The organism is Mycobacterium sp. (genome assembly GCF_052144515.1).
Lineage (GTDB): Bacteria > Actinomycetota > Actinomycetes > Mycobacteriales > Mycobacteriaceae > Mycobacterium.
On record NZ_JBKQQD010000326.1, the window covers coordinates 1 to 2,616 of the forward strand.

Annotated in this window: 3 protein-coding genes and 1 pseudogene; 3 read left to right on the plus strand and 1 reads right to left on the minus strand. The window is 65.6% G+C overall.

Features of this window, described 5'->3' with window-relative positions:
* Positions 1 to 200 precede the first annotated feature (200 nt).
* Entirely contained in the window at positions 201 to 440 is a 240-nt protein-coding gene (locus tag ACLP9N_RS21760) for a helix-turn-helix domain-containing protein (RefSeq protein WP_442409351.1), read from the plus strand.
* Here the strand turns inward: ACLP9N_RS21760 and ACLP9N_RS21765 are convergent.
* Positions 376 to 1,425, minus strand: coding sequence for an MFS transporter (locus tag ACLP9N_RS21765; RefSeq protein WP_442409352.1), 1,050 nt, complete (start codon positions 1,423 to 1,425; stop codon positions 376 to 378). The two genes, ACLP9N_RS21760 and ACLP9N_RS21765, sit on opposite strands and share 65 nt — an antisense overlap.
* A gap of 418 nt (positions 1,426 to 1,843) precedes the next feature.
* On the opposite strand from ACLP9N_RS21765, the gene ACLP9N_RS21770 reads away from it, so the two are divergent.
* Positions 1,844 to 2,038 (plus strand): hypothetical protein, encoded by a 195-nt coding sequence (locus tag ACLP9N_RS21770; RefSeq protein WP_442409350.1) that lies wholly within the window; start codon positions 1,844 to 1,846, stop codon positions 2,036 to 2,038.
* Positions 2,039 to 2,616: pseudogene (locus ACLP9N_RS21775) on the plus strand (adenylate/guanylate cyclase domain-containing protein); the annotation flags it as partial.

Sequence of the window (2,616 nt, forward strand, 5' to 3'; positions counted from 1 at the left end):
CACCTTAAAAGGCCTGGTCACGGCTGGTTATAGCGTCGTGAGTCAGCTTCTCGAGGGTGTTCGTCGCGGCGTCGTCGCGGCGGGTGGCGGGCTGACGATGGCGAGGTCGGCGGGTTAGCTAACTAGTGGTGTGTCTCCAAAATAATAAGCTAGTTCTCCGGTAGACTTCGTGGGTGATGACGCCAGCGGCTGCTTTGGTCATGTTGGACGGTCAACGAGAAGCGTTGCAAGTCTTGTCGCGGTCGCAGACCGCGCCCCATCGGCAGGTTCAGCGGGCGAAGGCGCTGTTGCTGGCGGCCGATGGTGTGGCGAACACGAGGATCGCCGCGCAGGTAGCGGTTAAGCCGGCAACGGTTCGGGCGTGGCGGGCCCGGTTCACCGAGGAGGGCCTGGGGAAGGTGCGGGCCGGGCGTGGCCGGAAATCCACGATCCCGCAGTAGAAGATCGACGAGATCGTGTATCTGACAAGGCATTGCACGCCAGACGGCCAGACCCACTGGTCGTGCCGGACGATGGCCGCCAAGGCTGGGGCGCCAGGATCGGCGGTGCCGCCGCGGTTACCGCATAGCCGAGTGCAGCCAGCACGGTACCGAAGGTGCCGGCTTGCGGCCCCCACCCCCGCGCGCGGGCGAGCATTTGAATGAGCCCGCTGGCGCCGTTGACGATCAGCGCGGCTGTCCCCGCAGCCATAGGGGCCGCGAGCCCGGTGTGTACCCGGGTAGGGATCGTGACGAACGCAAGTGTCGCCGAGGCGAACACCCACGGTGCCAGCGGCATGGCCCAACTCAACGCCCGCGCGGTTCCCTGGCTCGCCGGCATCGATTGCTCGGGGCCACGCGCTGTTACCGGCGTGGTCACGGCTGCGCGCTGCGCCGCCATGACGGTGACAACCGTCGCCACAACAACAATGGCGGCGGCGATCCCGAATGACACCGAAATGCCGGGCTGTCCAGCCGAGGCGATCACCCCCGAGACGAATGGGCCGATGGCGAAGCCGGCGGTTAACGCGGCTTCCGCGATGGCGGAACCGGCGGGACCTTTCAGATCCGAGGCCCATGCGGTGCAAGAGCTGATCGCAAGACCCACACCGACCCCGACGATCAAGCGCCCAACCAGCAACACGTCGGAATGCTGCGAGAGCATCATCGCCACCGTTCCCGACAGAGCAGTCGCCGATCCCGCCCACGCCACCGACTGGCGCCCGAACGCATCCGATGCAAGCCCGCCGATGAGCAGACCGGGCAGCAGTCCCACCGCGTAGATCCCGAACATTGCATCTAGCGCGGCCGCGCCGAGGTATTGGCGATCGCTGATCGCGGGGATCAGCGCGGCGAAATGGTTGGCGGCCCATCCCGTTGCGAGCAGCACAGCCAGCACGCCGGTGAACAGGGTCTGGATCGCGCCAGAACCGTCACGCCGATGCATTGTGACCTGCGACCGCGGCCAGCGTGTCAGGTCAGGTGTCACATTCGACAAATTCACCGACTTCCTCCCCGGGGTCTCTGCGCGCGGCCGACCGACGGATGTTCGTAGCGGTGAGGCGAACTCTCATGCCCCACATTGCCGACCGGTGAAACGACGACACCGACTAGGGAGTTATTCCCAATGGCTTTAAACCGCAGCTTCCCTGGGGTGACACAGCTAACTGAGTGAAGGTCGGCCGCTGGATCGTGCAGGTACCCCGGACCTCGAGGGGTCGCATGGAGAGGGGTCAGCTCCGCGCAGCGTCAGGATGCTTGCCAAAGGCCTGACCCTTATGCCTTTGTGCCGCGCCGGCATGTCCCCCACGGCCCCTCCGTCATAATCGGCCAATGGCAGCACTCGCCGCAGCGGCGAACCAACAGTGACCGTGACGGTGACGGTGCTGGTAGCGGCTGCCGTCGCCGAACTCGCCGGCATCATCGCGCTCGGAGTTCTGCTCATTGTGTCGCGACGGCAGCTGAAGGGAGCACGAGCCGAACTCCGGCGCAGCCGCGAACGTAAGACCGGCCGGCGCCGGCGGCGCCCCGGGGTCGCGCCTTTTGCGAAGACAGGGTAGGGTTCTGCGGTGAGGTTTAGGACTGCATGGAAGACGGCCGATTGGCTGATGACCAAAGGTATCGGCGCCACAGTCCGAAACTCAGTCGAAGACCTCGCAGGCTGGGCGCAGGTGGAACGCCCCGATCTGGCCAGACTCACCGCCGACGGCGATGTCGTGATCGCCTTCTCCGACATCGAGGATTCCACCGCCCACAACGAGGCCCTGGGCGACCGGGGATGGGTCAAGGTCTTGGAGCGGCACAACAGGCTCATCCAACAGCTTGTCGAGGACCACAACGGTCACGTGGTCAACAGTCAAGGCGACGGATTCATGATCGCCTTCGCCGATGCCGGCCAAGCCGTGCTGTGCGGTATCGACGTGCAACGGGCCCTGCTTGAGAACGCTGATCGCTGGGAGGGCATCCGCGTCCGGATCGGCATCCACGTGGGGCCGTCGGTCAGACGCGGCGACGACCTTTTCGGGCGCAACGTCGCGATGGCCGCTCGGATTGCAGGACAAGCCAACGGTGGTGAGATCCTCGTCAGCGAATCGGTGCGCGACGCGGTCGACGGCCTGCCCGATATCGAGCTGCGTTC